This is a genomic window from Amycolatopsis sp. PS_44_ISF1 (assembly GCF_032335455.1).
In the GTDB taxonomy this organism is placed as follows: domain Bacteria; phylum Actinomycetota; class Actinomycetes; order Mycobacteriales; family Pseudonocardiaceae; genus Amycolatopsis.
In genome coordinates this window covers 2,206,612-2,222,693 of the sequence record NZ_JANUXO010000002.1, presented here as the reverse complement: position 1 = coordinate 2,222,693, position 16,082 = coordinate 2,206,612, and the positions used below count along the sequence as shown (strand labels likewise).

Below are 16,082 nucleotides of genomic sequence, written 5' to 3'. Positions count from 1 at the left end.
GGGCGCTGGGAAGATCAGCGCTGTGGGGATCAGCGCTGGGGGAGTCAGTTCGACGGCAGCGAAAGATCCACCACGACCGGCGCGTGGTCCGAAGCGCCCTTGCCCTTCCGGGCTTCACGGTCCACATAGGAATCCGTCACCGCGCCGGTGAACGCGGAATTGCCGTACGCCAGGTCGATCCGCATCCCCCGGTTGTTCGGGAAGTTCCCGGACCGGTAGTCCCAGTAGCTGAACGGGTGGTCGTACTTCAGCGCCCGCGGGAACACGTCCGACAGCCCGGCCTCGCGCAGCCGCCCCAGAGCCGTCCGCTCGGGCTCCGTGACGTGCGTCGATCCGGCGAAAGCCGTGATGTCCCAGACATCCTCGTCCGCGGGGGCCACGTTGAAGTCACCCAGCACGGCGAACGGCGCCTCCGTCAGCTCCGCCAGCACCGTCTGCCGCAGAGCCTCCAGCCACTCCAGCTTGTAGGCGTAGTGCGGGTTGTCCGGCTCGCGCCCGTTGGGCACGTACACCGACCAGACCCGCACGCCCCCGCAGTCCGCGCCGATCGCGCGGGCCTCGGTGGCGTCGTCGAACCGCGGCTGCCCGGTCAGCCCCCGGGTCACCGAGGACAGGCCCACCCGCGAAAGGATCGCGACACCGTTCCACCGGCCCAGTCCGTACGCGGCGGTCTCGTAGCCCAGCGAACGCACCGCCTCGGCCGGGAAGGCCTCCGTCGTGCCCTTCAGCTCCTGCAGGCACAGCACGTCCGGGCCGGAGTGCTCCAGCCAGTCGAGCACCCGGGGCAGCCTCGGGGCGATCGAGTTGACGTTCCAGGTGGCGATGCGCATGGCGCCAGGATAGGGGTGCGCGGCCGGTGCCTACCCACCGTGGCCGCGCACCCCGGCCGGTCAGACCCCGGCCGTGCTGCGGATCCACGAGCGGCTGGACGCGACGCTCGCGTAGTTGTTGGTGCCGCGGGTGTTGGTGCCGCTCTGGTTCTGCACCGTGGAGGCGACGCCGACCTGCGCGCCGTTCGACATCTCGGGGCCGCCCGAGTCGCCCTTCCAGGCCGAGCCGTTGACGCCGACGGTCTGGATCGCGCGGCCGCCGTAGGCGTCCGTGGAGCGGCCGGTGACCTGGACGTTCGCCACCTTGAGCTGGGACGCGGGCGGGCCGGTCGGGGTGGTGCGGCCCCAGCCGTAGAGCTGGTTGGTGGTGCCGTTGGCCGGGTCGGCGCCGCCCAGGGTGACCGGGCCGGCGTTGGTGGACTGCGCGAGGTGCAGCAGCGCGATGTCACCGTTGGGCGACTGCTTCTCCTGGTCGACGGCGATCTTCGTGCCACCGTAGAGGGTGTTGGTGCCGACGCGCACGAACATGCCCCTGCCGTCTTCGTCGAGGCAGTGCACGGCGGTCATCACCCAGCGCGGCGCGACGACCGTGCCGGAGCAGTTGAAGCCCTGGAAGTCGCGGCCGGGGGTGTTGACGTAGACCTGCGCGCCCCAGCTGACGGTGGGCGCGGTGCCGCCGCCGACGATGTTCGTCTGCGCGTCGGCGACGGCGCCGCCCGCGAGGGTCAGGGCGACGGCGGCGGCGGTGACGGCGCCGGCGATACGGATTCTGCTCAAGGCGGATCCTTTCGGGGACCGGTGGGGACCGGGGAGACGCCGAGTGCTCTCGGCCGAACGGAAAGTAACCGCGGGGTGAGCCGGGCCGGAACCGACGAACGTCGGATCTGTCCGGAGTAACCGACTTCCGTCGGGTGGCCGGCCCCGGTACCACCAGGGCTTCCCGGCCCGCGGTGCCGGGTGCGGGGGAAAAGGCCGCCGCGGACACGCGCACTCCGGCCCCGGGCGGCCCGGGTCCCCGGTCGGGCGGGGGCTGCACCGGACCCGCCGGCGCCCTGCCACAAGACCACCCGCGTCCCCACCGCCACCCTCTACGGAGGCATTGCGCGCCCCTGCGTAGATTCGAACCGTGGCTGACCCGACCACCTACCGTCCCTCGCCGGGGAGCATCCCGGACGCGCCCGGCGTGTACAAGTTCCGCGACGCCGCGAAGCGGGTCATCTACGTCGGCAAGGCCAAGAGCCTGCGCAGCCGGCTGAACTCGTACTTCGCCGACCTCTCCGGCCTGCACCCGCGCACCCGGCAGATGGTGACCACCGCCGCGGGCGTCGAGTGGACCGTGGTCAGCACCGAGGTCGAGGCCCTCCAGCTCGAGTACAACTGGATCAAGGAGTTCGACCCGCGGTTCAACGTCCGCTACCGCGACGACAAGAGCTACCCGATGCTCGCGGTGACGATGGGCGAGGAGTACCCGCGGCTGCACGTCTACCGCGGAGTGCGGCGCAAGGGCGTCCGCTACTTCGGCCCGTACGCGCACGCGTGGGCCATCCGCGAGACGCTCGACCTGCTGCTGCGCGTGTTCCCGGCGCGCACCTGCACGGCCGGGGTGTTCCGCCGCCACGGCCAGATCGGCCGGCCCTGCCTGCTCGGCTACATCGACAAGTGCTCGGCGCCCTGCGTCGGGCGCGTTTCGGCGGACGAGCACCGCGAGGTCGTCGGCGACTTCTGCGATTTCCTGGCCGGCCGCACCGACGCGATGGTCCGGCGGCTGGAGCGGGAGATGGCCGCCGCCTCCGAGGAGCTGGAGTTCGAGCGCGCGGCGCGGCTGCGCGACAACCTCGGGGCGCTGCGCCGGGCCATGGAGAAGCAGGCCGTGGTGCTCGGCGACGGCACGGACGCCGATGTGGTCGCCTTCGCCCACGACGAGCTGGAGGCCGCCGTCCAGGTCTTCCACGTCCGCGGCGGCCGGGTGCGCGGGCAGCGCGGCTGGGTGATCGACAAGGCCGAGGAGATGGACGTCCCGGCGCTGGTCGACCACTTCATCACGCAGTTCTACGGCGAGGAGTCCGAGCGCGCGGAGCGCGACGACGTGGAGGCCGGGCCGGTGGTGCCGCGCGAGGTGCTGGTGCCGGAGCTGCCCGCGGACGCCGAAGTGCTCGGGGAGTTCCTGTCCGGCCTGCGCGGCTCACGGGTGAGCCTGCGCGTCGCCCAGCGCGGGGACAAGAAGGCACTGGCCGAAACCGTGGCGCGCAACGCCGCCGAGGCGTTCACCCAGCACAAGCTGCGCCGGGCCGGCGACCTCACCGCCCGGTCGGCGGCGTTGCAGGAGCTGCAGGACTACCTGGCGCTCGACAGCGCGCCGCTGCGGATCGAGTGCATCGACATCAGCCACATCCAGGGCAGTGACGTGGTCGCGTCGCTGGTGGTGTTCGAGGACGGGCTCGCGCGCAAGTCCGAGTACCGCCGGTTCGCGCTGCGGGAGGCGGCCGACGAGGGGGACGTGGCCTCGATCGCCGAGGTGGTCCGCCGCCGGTTCCACCGCTACCTCAAGGAGAGCGCGGAGGAGGCGGCGGAGCGCGACAGCGCCGTGGGTGAGGGCGCCGTGGACGAGGGGACCGAGGGCGAGGGAGCCGAGCCGCCGCGCCCGGGCATCGACCCGGAGACCGGCCGCCCGCGCAAGTTCGCCTACCCGCCGAACCTGCTGGTGGTCGACGGCGCGGGCCCGCAGGCCACCGCGGCGGCCGAGGTGCTCTCGGAGCTGGGCATCACCGACATCGCCGTGGTCGGGCTGGCCAAGCGGCTGGAGGAGGTCTGGCTGCCGGGCGACCCCGATCCGGTGATCCTGCCCCGCACCTCCGACGCGCTGTACCTGCTGCAGCGGCTGCGGGACGAGGCGCACCGGTTCGCCATCCGCTACCACCGCGAGAAGCGGGGCAAGCGCATGCAGGCGTCCGAATTGGACAGTGTGCCCGGGCTCGGGCAGGCTCGGCGCACCGCGCTGATCAAGCACTTCGGCTCGGTGAAGAAGCTCAAGCAGGCCAGGGTCGAAGAGATCGAGGCGGTGCCCGGCTTCGGCAGGCGCACTGCGGAGGCCGTGGTGGCGGCGCTGGCCGGGGAGACCGGTGCCACCGTCCCGGGAGGGGAACAAGGGCCGTGATCGGAGAAGGAACCATCGTGAGTGCGCATGAGGACAACCGGGGAACCGGGATGGAGGTCGCCGTCGTCAGCGGCCTGTCCGGGGCGGGGCGCTCCACCGCGGCGAAGTGCCTGGAGGACCTGGGCTGGTTCGTGGTCGACAACCTGCCGCCGGAGCTGATCGCCACCATGGTCGAGCTGGGCGCGCAGGCGCGCGGCGCGATCACCAAGGTGGCCGTGGTGATGGACGTGCGCTCGCGCGCGTTCACCGACGACCTCGCCTCGGTGATCAAGGACCTCGACGCGCGGGGCTACAAACCGCGCGTGCTGTTCCTGGAGGCCACCGACGCGGTGCTGGTGCGCCGGTTCGAGGCGGTCCGCCGCGGCCACCCGATGCAGGCCGACGGCCGGCTCGCCGACGGGATCACCGCCGAGCGCCGGCTGCTGTCGCCGCTGCGCGAGGAGGCCGACCTGGTCCTCGACACCTCCGCGCTGTCGGTGCACGACCTGCGCGCGAAGATCGAGGACGCGTTCGGCTCCGAGGCGGGCACGCAGACCCGGGTCACCGTGCTCTCCTTCGGCTACAAGTACGGTCTCCCGATGGACTCCGACCTGGTGATGGACGTGCGGTTCCTGCCGAACCCGTTCTGGATCCCGGAGCTGCGCGAGCACACCGGGCTCGACGGCGAGGTCCGCAACTACGTGCTGTCGCAGGAGGGCGCCGAGGAGTTCCTCGACCGCTACCACCAGCTGCTGCGGCTGATCGGCGCGGGCTACAAGCGCGAGGGCAAGCGGTACCTGACGCTGGCGGTGGGCTGCACCGGCGGCAAGCACCGCAGCGTGGCCCTCTCCGAAGAGCTGGCCCAGCGACTGTCCAATGAGGACGGAATGGCCGTGAAGGTGGTGCACCGCGACCTTGGCCGCGAGTGAGGTGCGCGCGGTCGCGCTCGGCGGGGGCCACGGCCTGCACGCGACGCTGACCGCGTTGCGGCGGGTCACCCGCCAGGTCACCGCCGTGGTGACCGTCGCCGACGACGGCGGCTCGTCCGGCCGCCTGCGCCGGGAACTCGGCCTGCTGCCGCCCGGTGACCTGCGGCAGGCGTTCGCGGCGTTCGCGGCCGAGGACGGCGGCACGCTGTGGGCCGAGGTGTTCCAGCACCGCTTCGGCGGCGACGGCGCGCTGGCCGGCCACGCGGTGGGCAACCTGCTGCTGGCCGGGCTGTTCGAGGTGCTCGGCGACCCGGTGGCGGCGCTCGACGAGGCGTGCCGGCTGATCGGGGTCTCCGGGCGCGTGCTGCCGATGTCGCCGGAGCCGCTGGAGATCGAAGCGGAGGTCAGCGGGCTCGACAGCGAGGACCCCGGTGCGCTGCGCCGGATCCGCGGCCAGGTCGCGGTCGCGAGCACCCCGGGGCAGGTGCACCGGATCAGCCTGCACCCGCTCGGGCGCGTGCCGCGGCCGCCGGAGGGCTGCGCGGAGGCGATCGACGCGGTGCTGGGCGCCGACGTCGTGTTCCTCGGCCCCGGCTCGTGGTTCACCAGCGTGCTGCCGCACGTGCTGGTGCCGGACCTGCACGACGCGCTCGTGCGGACCACGGCGACGAAGGTCGTGGTGCTGAACCTTGTCCCCCAGCCGGGGGAAACTGCGGGCTTCTCCCCGGAGCGCCACCTCGACGTGCTCTTCGAGCACGCGCCCCGGCTGCGGGTCGACGCCGTGATCGCGGACCGCGATTCGGTGCCGGACCCGGCAAGTCTGCGCCGGGCGGCCCGGCGGCTGGGCGGCCGGGCCCACCTGGGGGCGGTGGCTGACCCGGTCGTGGCGGGGCGGCATGATCCTGATGCGCTCGCCCGGTGCATGAGAGAGGCTCTCGGTCTCGGAGGGGAGCACCGTGGGTGACGGCGGGCGCGGACGGAAGGCAGGAGGGGCAGTACATGGCGATGACCGCCGCGGTCAAGGACGAACTGAGCCGGCTCGAGATCACCAAGATGGGGCCGCGCCGGGCGGAGGTCGCGTCCCTGCTCCGCTTCGCCGGGGGGCTGCACATCGTGGCCGGCCGGGTGGTCGTCGAGGCGGAGCTGGACACGGGGTCGGTCGCGCGCCGGCTGCGCCGCGAGATCCACGAGCTCTACGGGCACCATTCGGACGTGCACGTGATCACCGCGAGCGGCGGGCTGCGCAAGGGGACGCGCTACGTCGTGCGGGTGGTCAAGGACGGTGAAGGACTGGCCCGCCAGACCGGGCTGATCGACCAGCGCGGGCGCCCGGTGCGCGGGCTGCCCGCCGCGGTCGTCTCCGGCGGGGTGGCCGACGCCGAAGCGGCGTGGCGTGGCGCGTTCCTGGCCCACGGCTCGCTGACCGAGCCGGGCCGCTCCTCCTCGCTGGAGGTGACCTGCCCCGGTCCGGAGGCGGCGCTGGCGCTGGTCGGCGCGGCCCGGCGGATGGGCATCCAGGCGAAGTCGCGCGAGGTGCGCGGCGCGGACCGCGTGGTGGTCCGCGACGGCGACGCGATCGGCGCGCTGCTGACCCGCCTCGGCGCGCACACGAGCGTGCTGCAGTGGGAAGAGCGCCGGATGCGCCGCGAGGTGCGCGCCACGGCGAACCGGCTGGCCAACTTCGACGACGCGAACCTGCGCCGCTCGGCCCGCGCGGCCGTCGCGGCGGCCGCCCGCGTGGAGCGCGCGCTGGAGATCCTCGGCGACACCGCCCCGGACCACCTGCTGGCGGCGGGCAAGCTGCGCCTGTCGAACCGGCAGGCGTCGCTGGAGGAGCTGGGCCAGCTGTCCGACCCGCAGATGACCAAGGACGCCGTGGCCGGCCGGATCCGCCGCCTGCTGGCGATGGCCGACAAGCGGGCCAAGGACCTGAGCATCCCGGACACGGAATCGGCGGTCACCCCCGAAATGCTCGAGGACGAAGAGGCCTGATCACCGCCCGCCCGCCCGGCTCGGCGTGCTGCGCCCGCCCCCGGTGCAGCTTCCGCCGGAGGCCGGCCCGCGTGATCCGCTCGTCCGCCGCCCGGGGACGGCGGGGTGCCGGTGTTAACACCGCGGACGAAGGCGGGGCGAACTCGTAACACCGCGGTAGCGCCCCGGAGCGGTGGGCGAAACGTGCCACCCGGACCGTGGACGCAGGAGATCAGCCGCGAGGAAGGGGAAGGGCATGCGCACGAGTGGCACGGGGGAGCGCGCTTCGCTGCAGGTCTCGGCCGAGGTCGGCACCTGGCTGAACCGGCGTAGCGGCCGGGCGGGCGACTGGACGGCCGCGCAGCTGGTCACGGCGAAGCGCGGCACCAGCGTCTCCGTGGTCATCCCCGCGCGCGACGAGGAGGCGACGGTCGGCGCGATCGTCACCGCCATCCGCGAAGAGCTGGTGGAGCGGCACGCGCTGGTGGACGAGATCCTCGTGGTGGACAGCCGCTCCACGGACGCCACGGCCGAGGTCGCCGCGGCGGCCGGCGCGGACGTCGTGGCGCAGGACTCGGTGCTGCCCGAGCTGGGCGGCCTGGCCGGCAAGGGCGAGGCGTTGTGGAAGGGCGTCGCCGCGACCGGCGGCGACCTGGTCGTCTTCGTGGACGGTGACCTGTACGACTTCACCACCGGCTACGTCACCGGGCTGCTCGGCCCGCTGCTGACCGACCCGGCGGTCGGCTACGTCAAGGGCTTCTACCACCGCCCGCTCACCGGCGCGGCGGGCAGCGAAGCCGACGGCGGCGGCCGGGTCACCGAACTCGTCGCCCGCCCGCTGCTGAACATGTTCTGGCCGGAGCTCTCGGGCTTCGTGCAGCCGCTGGCGGGGGAGTACGCGGGCCGCCGCGAGCTGCTGGAGAGCATCCCGTTCGTGGCGAACTACGGCGTGGAGATCGGTCACCTGATCGACCTGCTGGAGGCCCGCGGCCTGGACGCGCTGGCCCAGGTCGACCTCGGCCACCGGGCGCACCGGCACCAGGGCACCCCCGCGCTGGGCCGGATGGCGGGGCAGATCATGCTGACCCTGTTCGACCGGCTGGAGCGCTACGGCCGCCTGGTCACGGCCGTGCCGCCGGCCACGCTGCTGGCCCAGTTCCAGCGCGGCACCGCCCTCGACGGGGTCGACCGCGAACTGGTCCTGACCGAGCTGACCTGCGAGCAGCGTCCGCCGCTGGCGAGCTTGCCGGTGGGGCTGCGGCCGGAGAACCTGTTGCAGGACACGGCTTAGCCGGTTTTCGCCGCTGCGGTCACCCGGGAGCGCGGAGCCGTCCGCCACCGGGGGGCGGGAGCCGGGCGGGATCGAGGTGGGGCGCGATCGGGACCACCGGCGCCGCTCCGGTCGTCCCGATCGCGGTCGGGGGGTGCAGTCAGGAACGGGGCAGCGGGTGGCATTCGGCGGGGATGCCCGGGGACGGCGCGCCGGCGGGTGGTGTGCGCCTGGGGTGACCGGCGCCGCTCCGATCACCCCAGGCGCAGTCCGTGGTCCCGGCGGGTCGCTGATGTCCTGCGCACCGGCCGGGCGCCTGCGCTTCCCCGGCCGTCGCACCGCCGCTCGCACTGCCCCAGGTCAGGCGGATCACCACGGAAACCTCCTCCGGCACCGGGAAAGCAGCGGGGCGAGCGGGACTCCGAACGGGTTCGGCCGTGCTAGTTAGGAAACTTTCTTATCTATGGGGGAGATCACATCATTCCCGCCCGGGTGGTGTCAACACCGGACCGAACGGTCACATCCCGTCATCGCGGACCGGCCGGGCCGAGCCGTGGCCGCCGGTCTCGAGGGCCGGGCTCCGCCGGGGAACCCGGCCATTGAGACCGGCCGCCACCCTCACCCGGCGATGTCGGCCCGCGCGATCACCTTCGTGATCCGGGCCCGCACCAGGGACTCCTCCGGCACCGCGTTGCGCCGCCCGTACTCCTCGGCCCGCTCGGCCCCCATGTACCGCTCACCCAGCCGGGTGGCCCACTCCAGCATCTCGGCCGGGTCGTGGGTCAGCCGGGCCTGGGCGGTGAACTGGACGTAGGAGTACGGCGGCCGCTGGTCGTCCACGGCCAGGCAGATCCGCCCGTCGCGGGCGATGGCCTTGCCCTTGAGCGTGTCGGTGCCGGTGGTGAACACGATCTCGTCCCCCGCAGGGGTTTCGTCCAGCAAGAACCACACCGGGGTGACGATCGGGGCGCCGTTCGCGCGGACCAGCCCCAGCATCCCGGTCCGGGTGCCCGCACCGGCGAAGTCCCACCACTGTTGCCTGGTCATCTCGCGCATGGGAGGGACGTTAGCCCGTCACCCGTGCGGGCGCAGGAGGAGGCCGACTAGCCTGGCCTGCTGTGCGAGACGACGAGAGGGGCGCCGCGGGCCTGGCCGACGAAGGGCTGACCCGCCGGTTGAAGGCGCTCGCCTGCACCGCGCCGCTGCACGACCTCGACGCGCGCAAGGCGAAGCTGGACTGGGCCGACGCCACGGTCTACCAGATGGCCGAGATCGCCCTGCACACGATCGACCAGGTCACCATCGCGATGGACTTCGACACCGGGGCCGGCCACGACGAGGTGATCGACCGGCTGCTGCGGTTCATCTCGCTGCAGGCGCCGTCGCGGACGCCGGACGAGCACGTGCGGGTGGCGAAGTGGGTCCTGGACAACCTGATCAACGTGGGCACCACCGACCGCGGCTTCCGGCGGGTCTACGGCTCGATGGGCCCGGGTGGCTACCAGCGCCGCCAGTTCGACTTCAAACTGCTGGTCGAGCTGGCCGCCCCCGACGGCGAGGTCTACCTGCGGGCCACCGACGAGGCGATCAACGTGCTGGTCGGCGCGCTGGACACCGACGTCGAGTCCGCGCAGGTCGCGGCCGAGGTCAAACTGGAGAACCTGATCAACCGCGGCCGGCTGGCCGACGCCAAGCTGGCCGCGGAGCAGGCGCGCTACCGCACCGTGCAGTACGGCGAGACGCTGCGGGCGAAGCTCGACGCCACCCGCCGTGACGTGCGGGCGGTCGACTGGGAGCGCGAGGTGCCGGAGCTGATCGACTCCGCGCTCGGGCACATCGAGTCCCGCTTCCGGGCGGAGAACGCGATCCTCAAGAACATCACCACCGCCCGCGACGAGTCCGAGGACCTCGACCACAAGCGCCGCGCGGCCGAGCTGGTCGACATCGTCGCGGACTGCATCCGGCGGCACACCCGGCTCCAGTCGCGGCTGGCCGACGCGGGCGCGGTGTTCCGCGCCGAGCAGGACCGCCAGCAGTTCTCCGGGCCCCCGCAGCGCGCGGCCATCGACCTGTTCGGCCAGCTCCTGGTGCCGACGCTGGGCCTGCCGCTGGCCGACGCCGTCGCGCCCGTGGAGCACTTCTTCCACGCCGTCGCCGGGATCGCCCCGCCGGTGGTGCCCTCGCTGTCCTCGCTCGTCTCGCTGCTGCTGCGGCCGGTGCCGGAGCGCGATCAGCTGGTGGGTGAGGTGCCCGAGCCGGAGCTGATGCCCGCCGAGGTCACCGACCGCTTCGGCGACGACGTCTGGCGCCTGGCCGACGACCTGCTCGACCTGCCGGAGGTGCCGCGGCGGCTGTCCGGGTTGCTGGAGGACGCGCGCCGGACGAAGCAGCCGGGGCTGCCCGCGCTGGTCGCGCTGCGCGCCCTGCACGCCTACAGTCCCGAGGTCGGCGCCGCGCGCCGCCAGGGGGAACGCCAGGTGCTGCTCGCCGTCGACGACGGCACCCGGCTCGACGACCCGGACTTCGGCGGCGCCGATCTGCTGCTGTCCACCGCCGGGGTCGAGCGCGCCGGAGAGACCGAAGAGACCGGGGAGGTCGCCTGAGATGGCCGTGACCCACACGAGCGTCGACGCCGAGGCCGCGGCCCGGCTGGTGGCCTTCGGCATGCGGCCGAAGCAGCTTCCGGCCCGCGACGTCGTGTACGGCGAGCTGGTCCGCCGGTACGCCGAGGACAACGCGTTCAAGGCGCTCACGCACGCCGTCGCGTCCGGGCTGGGGCTGATGGTGCTGGAGGTCAACCAGCAGGCGGGCGCGGTGCTGGCGGCCACCGACGAGTCCCTCTTCGAGATCAAGATGGACGCCTACGCCCGGCAGAGCAAGATCCGCGAGCGCCGCGAGACCGAGAAGGTGCTGCACGGGCTGATCCACCTGGCCACCGCGGCGCTGGGCTACCCGCGTCCGGACGACCTGGCCAACGACACCTACATCGGCCGCGTGAGCGTGGAGCTGGTGGACGCGATGGTCCGCGAGGCCGCGCGCACCCTCGACGAGCGCGCGCAGGAGGCCGAGGCCAACAACGACCCGCTGGCCGACGCGCCCGAGCTGGAGCAGGCCTGGCGCGCCTACGCCCGCCGGCCCGCCGCCGCGGCCACCAAGGACGGCCGGATGGCCGCCGACACCACCCGCGGCATGGTCGCGCGCGCCCTGCGGTTCCTCGCCGACCAGGGCTTCCTGGTGCCGGTGAGCGACGAGCAGGGCGGCACCTACCGGACCACCGGCCGGTATCAGATCCAGGTCCGCGAGCTGGCCGCCGACGCGGCGTTCGACGACCTGCTGGCGCTCGAGGTCATCGCGGTCGCGGGCGCCGGGGGCACGCTGCGCCCGGCCGCGACGGACACGCTGCAGTAAGAGGAGGACTTCGATGTACGAGCTTTCGCGGGTCCGCCTGCACTCGGTGGGCCCCGCGGGCGCCCGCTACCAGGACGTGGTGCTGGACTTCAGCGGCGTCGGCGCCACCATCACCGCGCCCCGGCAGGACGCGCTGTTCAGCGCCGGGATCCACGCCGGGGGCCCGGTGCGCCGCCCCTCGCCCGCCAGCGTGCTGTTCCTGGAGAACGGCGGCGGCAAGTCGGTGCTGATCAAGCTCATCTTCTCGGTGATGCTGCCGGGCCGCCGCCAGGTGGTCGGCACCACGAGCACCAAGGTGCTGGAGAAGTTCGTGGCGGCCAAGGACGTCTCGCACGTGGCGCTGGAGTGGCTGCACGTGGAGACCGGCCAGCGGGTGATCACCGGCAAGGTCTCGGAGTGGCGCGGGCACGTGACCTCGGCGGACTCGGAGAACCTGGTCGACTCCTGGTACTGCTTCCGCCCGACGCCCGCGCTGGGCCTGGATTCGCTGCCGCTGACCGAGGACGCACGGCTGCTGACCATGTCCGGCTTCCACGACCGGATCACCGCCTCGGCCCTGGCCGAGCCGGAGCTGGAGCTGTCCTGGACGCGCCGGCACCACGAGTGGACCGGCCGGCTCGACCACCTCGGCCTGGACACCGAGCTGTTCCGCTACCAGCGCGCGATGAACGCCGGCGAGGGCGAGGCGGCGGACGCGTTCCAGTTCTCCACCGACGAGGCCTTCGTCGAGTTCCTGCTGCGCGCGGTGCTTTCGGAGGAGGAGCCGAAGGACCTGGCGCAGGTGGTGTCGGCCTACTCGCACAATCTGGCCCAGCGCGGCGACCTGCTGGCCGAGCGGGACTTCGTCGCCGGCGCGCTCGAACTACTCGGCCCGCTGGCCGAGGAGGAGGGCGTCGCGGCCGCGTCCCGCCGGATCGCCGCCGCCGCGCGAGCCGACCTGCAGGAGCTGGCCGGGCGGATCCACGCGCGCAACGAGCTGGAGAACGCCCGGCTCGACGGACTGGACGACCACGTCGAGGAGGTCAAGACGGCGGAGAAGCTCGCCGAGGGCGACCACCGCCGGCTGGCTGCGGGCGTCACCGAGCTGCGCCGCCTGGTCGCGGTGCTGCGCCTCGACCAGGCCCAGGCCGAGCGCCGGCGCGTGGACGCCGAGCTGGCCGAGGCCAGGACCGAGGCCGAGGCCTGGCGCGAAACCGCCACCGTGCTCAACCAGCTCAACGCCGGCCGCAAGGCCCGGGACCTGCGCGAGCTGGTCGGCAATCGCGAGGAGAAGGCCAAGCCCGCGCTCGCCGCCCGCAACGCCGCCGCGGCGGCGCTCGGCCGGGGCCTGCTCGCGCTGGCCCGGGACGCGCAGCGGCAGGCCGACCGGGCCGAGGCCCACGCGGACGCGTTGCGCGCGGAGGCCGAGAAGGCGCAGACCGAACGGGACGAGGCGGCCAACCTGGCCGCCGGGCGCCGGGCCGAGGCCCGCGGGCTCTCGGCCCGGATCGCCGAGCTGCGCGAGGAGATCGCCACCAGTGTCCGAAGTGGACTGCTGGGGGCGGGCGCCGACGTCGCCGAGGCCGCCCGCGCGGCGCGGACCGCGACCGAGAGCACCGCCGCCGACTTCGCCCGGCGTGAGCAGGAGCTCGACCGCACCGGGGAAGAGCTCCAGGCCGCGCAGCGGGCGGTGAACGAGGCGCACCAGCTCTCCGGGTCCGCCCAGGACCGCCAGGTGCGCACGACCGAAGACCTCGACCGCGCGCACCGCCGCACCGACGCGCTCGCCGCCGAGCCCCGGCTGGTGGAGCTGCTCGGCGCCGACGACGTGCACCTGGAAAGCGATCTTCCCGTTCTGCTGCAACGGCTTCGTGAAGCGAGCGCGGCCGTGGAGCGGGAGCAGACGGAGCTGCGGATGGCGGAGTCGGCGGACGAGCGCGCGTTGTCCGCGCTCGGCTCGGGCGGCCTGCTGCCGCCGCCGCCCGACGTGCAGGCCGCCCTCGACGCGCTGGAGCAGGCCGGGATCACGGCGTGGTCGGGCTGGCGCTATCTGTCCAAACTGGACCCGGTCCGCCGGGGCGAGGTGCTGGAACGGCTGCCGCAGCTGGTCTCGGGGGTGCTGCTGAACGACGTCGCCCAGGTGCCGCGGGCGCGCGAGGTGCTGGCGGACAGCCGGCTGCTGCCGAGCGCGGTGATCGCGGTGGGCACCACGGAGGCGTTCCAGTCCGCGGACGGGCCGGACTTTTCCGCCGAATCCGGTATTGAATCCGGTGCCGGATCCGGTGTCGAGTTCATTGTGCTGCCGAACCCGGCGATGTACGACGAGGAAGCGGCCGACACCGAGCGTGAGGCGGTGGCGCAGCGCAACACCGAGCGGCAGCGGCGCCTGGAGCGGCTGGCCGGGTCGCTGGCCGCGGACGGCGCGCTGACCTGGAAGCTCACCACCTGGCGGGAGGACTATCCGCCGGGTGCGATCGCGACGCTGGCCGAGCTGGCCCAGACCGCGCGCACGGCCCGGGAAACCGCGCAGGCCGCGCTCACTCGGGCCGAGGCGGAATTGGCGCGGCTGAGCGAGAAAGCAGGCTCGCTGCGGGAGCGCGTGCCCGCGTTGCGCGTGGCGCTGGCCGAGTCCGAGGACAAGGCACGACGGCTCGCGGAGCTGTCGACGCGGGCGTCGCGCGTGACCGAATGGACCGAAGAAGTCGAGCGAGCGGGCGAAATCGCGGAGCGGGCGGAGGTCAGTGCGTCCGACGCGGCGGCGAAGGCCGCGAGGCTGCGCGAGCAGGCGGGGGAGGAGCAGCGTACGGCCGATGGGCACCGTCGCACCGTGACCACCGCGCGCGCCGAGCTGGCCGAGGTACCGGGCGCGGGCGAGCTGAGCGAGGACGCCGAAGCTCCCACCGAGCCGGTCGACGCGCTGAGGCGGACCTTCGCGTCGGCGTCGGAGGCTTACGCGAAGGTGGAGGTCGGCAGCGACCTGCGAGCCGAGCTGGAGCAGGCCGAATCGGCCGAGGCCGCGGCGGGCTCCGCACTGGAGTCGCTGGACGAGGCCGTGCGCCGGCGTTCCGCGGAGCTGCTGGAGACGCCGGACGGCTCGGACGCCTCGGCCCGGGCGGCGGCGCTGGCCCGGGCCCGGCGCGTGGTCGACTCGGTGGAGGAGTCGCGCACCGAGGCGATCGGGCTGGTCTCGACCCGGCGGGCGGAGCTGGACGTGCTGCCGTTGTCGAACGGCGCGTCCCCGGCCGACCGCCCGCGCGACATCGAGCACGGGCTGGAGCTGATCGACGCCGCTTCGCTGCAGGTCTCGGCGGCGGCCCGCAAATGGGAGGAGCTGCAGGAGCGCCGGGCGGCGGCGGAGTCGACGCTGGACTCGGCGAAGGCGTCCGCTTCCGGCTTCGCGCTGCTCACGGATTCTCTCGCGCACCTGCGGCCGGAAGACGCCGTGGAAGCCTACGACGGCGACGTCGACGCAGCGCGGGTCAAGCACACGCAGCTCAACACCGTGCTGGGCGAAGCGCAGGAAGCCGCCGACGCGGGGGACCGGCGCGTCCGCGAGGCGGCCGATCAGATGGCCCAGTACGCCACGGAAAAGCGGTTCGAGAAGCTGAGCACCCCGGTGCGCCAGCAGGTGATCTCGGTAAAGCGCGACCAGTTGCCGGTGCACGCGGCCGAGTGGGCCGAGGCCCTGCGGCCGCGGCTGCGCACCCTGACCGACGACCTCGCCCAGATCGACCGGCACCGCGGCGGCATCGTCACCCGCCTCCACGGCATGGTCGACGGCGCGTTGCGGACACTGCGCTCGGCCCAGCGCGTCTCGCGGCTGCCGGACGGGCTCGGCGACTGGTCGGGCCAGGAGTTCCTGCGCATCCGGTTCACCGAGCTGGAGGAGAACGCGCTGGCGGAGAAGCTCGGCGAGGTCGTCGACGAGGCCGCGGTGGGCAAGACCGCCGGCGGCCGCGACGTCAAGCGCGACGGGCTTTCCCTGGTGCTGCGCGGGGTCCAGGTGGCGGCGCCCAAGGGCTTCCGCGTCGACATGCTCAAGCCGGATTCGGTGCTGCGCACCGAGCGCCAGCGCGTTTCGGAGATCCGCGACGTGTTCTCCGGCGGCCAGCAGCTGACCGCGGCGATCATCCTGTACTGCACGCTGGCGGCCCTGCGCGCGAACAACCGCGGCCAGGCGCGCAACCGGCACTCGGGCGTGCTGTTCCTGGACAACCCGATCGGCCGCGCGTCGGCGGGCTACCTGCTGGAGCTGCAGCGCGCGGTCGCGGAGGCGCTGGGCGTGCAGCTGATCTACACGACCGGCCTGTTCGACGCCGGCGCGCTCGCGGAGTTCCCGCTGATCGTCCGGCTGCGCAACGACGCGGACCTGCGCGCGGGCCGCAAGTACCTCTCGGTCGACGCCACCATCCGCACCTCCCTCGACGAACTCGGCGAACCCGACGGCGTCGCCCGCCTCTCGGCGACGCGGATGTTCAGCCGGGGAACGGCCGACACCCCGGACACCGTGGATCCCGCGCCGGAGCCGGAGCAGCCGGTCTGACCGGGGTGGCACCGGGTAG

At 73.6% G+C, this 16,082-nt stretch carries 11 protein-coding genes; 8 read left to right on the top strand and 3 right to left on the bottom strand.

Features of this window, described 5'->3' with window-relative positions; all coding sequences use genetic code 11:
* Positions 1–44: 44 nt before the first annotated feature.
* Together NYF13_RS24065 and NYF13_RS24060 are read right to left on the bottom strand one after the other, a co-directional pair.
* Positions 45–830, bottom strand: coding sequence for an exodeoxyribonuclease III (locus NYF13_RS24065; protein WP_315659838.1), 786 nt, complete (start codon positions 828–830; stop codon positions 45–47).
* Positions 831–890: 60 nt separating this feature from the next.
* Positions 891–1,607 carry a trypsin-like serine protease gene (locus tag NYF13_RS24060; RefSeq protein ID WP_315659837.1) on the bottom strand — a complete coding sequence of 239 codons (717 nt, stop codon included), beginning with the start codon at positions 1,605–1,607 and terminating at the stop codon, positions 891–893.
* Between the two features lie 349 nt (positions 1,608–1,956).
* On the opposite strand from NYF13_RS24060, the gene uvrC reads away from it, so the two are divergent.
* The 5 genes from uvrC to NYF13_RS24035 all read left to right on the top strand — a co-directional run bounded on the left by uvrC (position 1,957) and on the right by NYF13_RS24035 (position 8,154).
* Complete coding sequence (gene uvrC, locus NYF13_RS24055) at positions 1,957–3,984, top strand: excinuclease ABC subunit UvrC (RefSeq protein ID WP_315659835.1); 2,028 nt, start codon at positions 1,957–1,959, stop codon at positions 3,982–3,984.
* 50 nt (positions 3,985–4,034) lie between these two features.
* The gene (gene rapZ, locus NYF13_RS24050) at positions 4,035–4,892 is read left to right on the top strand and encodes an RNase adapter RapZ (RefSeq protein WP_315660407.1); all 858 of its coding nucleotides are present in this window, start codon (positions 4,035–4,037) and stop codon (positions 4,890–4,892) included.
* 1 nt (position 4,893) lies between these two features.
* Positions 4,894–5,856, top strand: a complete 963-nt coding sequence (gene yvcK, locus NYF13_RS24045) for a uridine diphosphate-N-acetylglucosamine-binding protein YvcK (protein ID WP_315660406.1) — start codon at positions 4,894–4,896, stop codon at positions 5,854–5,856.
* A gap of 35 nt (positions 5,857–5,891) precedes the next feature.
* On the top strand, positions 5,892–6,884 hold the full coding sequence (gene whiA, locus NYF13_RS24040; RefSeq protein WP_315660405.1) for a DNA-binding protein WhiA: 993 nt from the start codon (positions 5,892–5,894) through the stop codon (positions 6,882–6,884).
* Positions 6,885–7,119: 235 nt separating this feature from the next.
* Entirely contained in the window at positions 7,120–8,154 is a 1,035-nt protein-coding gene (locus tag NYF13_RS24035; RefSeq protein WP_315659834.1) for a glucosyl-3-phosphoglycerate synthase, read from the top strand.
* Between the two features lie 597 nt (positions 8,155–8,751).
* On the opposite strand, the gene NYF13_RS24030 is transcribed toward NYF13_RS24035, so the two are convergent.
* Complete coding sequence (locus tag NYF13_RS24030) at positions 8,752–9,189, bottom strand: PPOX class F420-dependent oxidoreductase (RefSeq protein WP_315659832.1); 438 nt, start codon at positions 9,187–9,189, stop codon at positions 8,752–8,754.
* Positions 9,190–9,251: 62 nt separating this feature from the next.
* On the opposite strand from NYF13_RS24030, the gene NYF13_RS24025 reads away from it, so the two are divergent.
* From NYF13_RS24025 to NYF13_RS24015, 3 genes are read left to right on the top strand one after another with little or no spacing between them, the layout of a single operon-like run.
* Positions 9,252–10,736 (top strand): hypothetical protein, encoded by a 1,485-nt coding sequence (locus tag NYF13_RS24025; RefSeq protein ID WP_315659831.1) that lies wholly within the window; start codon positions 9,252–9,254, stop codon positions 10,734–10,736.
* Position 10,737: 1 nt separating this feature from the next.
* Positions 10,738–11,541 (top strand): hypothetical protein, encoded by an 804-nt coding sequence (locus tag NYF13_RS24020; protein ID WP_315659830.1) that lies wholly within the window; start codon positions 10,738–10,740, stop codon positions 11,539–11,541.
* Between the two features lie 13 nt (positions 11,542–11,554).
* The gene (locus NYF13_RS24015) at positions 11,555–16,063 is read left to right on the top strand and encodes a hypothetical protein (RefSeq protein ID WP_315659829.1); all 4,509 of its coding nucleotides are present in this window, start codon (positions 11,555–11,557) and stop codon (positions 16,061–16,063) included.
* Positions 16,064–16,082 lie beyond the last annotated feature (19 nt).

Excerpts from the sequence above, each read along its gene's own strand:
- NYF13_RS24065 (WP_315659838.1), bottom strand. The coding sequence starts at position 830 with ATGCGCATCGCCACCTGGAACGTCAACTCGATCGCCCCGAGGCTGCCC.
- NYF13_RS24020 (WP_315659830.1), top strand. The coding sequence starts at position 10,738 with ATGGCCGTGACCCACACGAGCGTCGACGCCGAGGCCGCGGCCCGGCTG.
- NYF13_RS24035 (WP_315659834.1), top strand. The coding sequence starts at position 7,120 with ATGCGCACGAGTGGCACGGGGGAGCGCGCTTCGCTGCAGGTCTCGGCC.
- rapZ (WP_315660407.1), top strand. The coding sequence starts at position 4,035 with ATGGAGGTCGCCGTCGTCAGCGGCCTGTCCGGGGCGGGGCGCTCCACC.
- NYF13_RS24015 (WP_315659829.1), top strand. The coding sequence starts at position 11,555 with ATGTACGAGCTTTCGCGGGTCCGCCTGCACTCGGTGGGCCCCGCGGGC.
- NYF13_RS24030 (WP_315659832.1), bottom strand. The coding sequence starts at position 9,189 with ATGCGCGAGATGACCAGGCAACAGTGGTGGGACTTCGCCGGTGCGGGC.
- whiA (WP_315660405.1), top strand. The coding sequence starts at position 5,892 with ATGGCGATGACCGCCGCGGTCAAGGACGAACTGAGCCGGCTCGAGATC.